This window comes from Nodularia chucula CCY0103 (assembly GCF_963923915.1).
In the GTDB taxonomy this organism is placed as follows: Bacteria; Cyanobacteriota; Cyanobacteriia; order Cyanobacteriales; family Nostocaceae; genus Nodularia; species Nodularia chucula.
The window spans coordinates 1-275 of record NZ_CAWUOL010000248.1 but is presented as its reverse complement, the minus strand read 5'-3'; the positions used below and the strand labels follow the sequence as shown (position 1 = coordinate 275).

Here is a 275-nt window from a genome sequence, read left to right as displayed (position 1 = left end):
CCAATGCATCCCCAGCGCGCGAGCCAGATCAATGCCCGAAGCTGCGCCTGATAGGTTGATGTCGACCACAGCGAGATCGATCCGTTGAAGACAGGCAGAGACCTCGGCCACATCGGCATCGTGGAACGGCCCAGCCAAATCGTATCCAGCATCGACGAACATCATCACCAAGTCTTCGGCCACGTCGGGGTCGTCCTCGACGATCATCACCGTAAGTTTGGCCGCGGCATCGCCGATCGCAGGTGAAGCCGGCCTGGAATCCTGCTGGAGGACAG

At 60.4% G+C, this 275-nt stretch carries 1 protein-coding gene; it reads right to left on the bottom strand.

Annotated features, from left to right (window positions below; genetic code table 11):
• Nucleotides 1-275: response regulator (locus ACM0OP_RS24435; RefSeq protein WP_414530987.1), on the bottom strand; the 275-nt coding region annotated here is incomplete at both ends.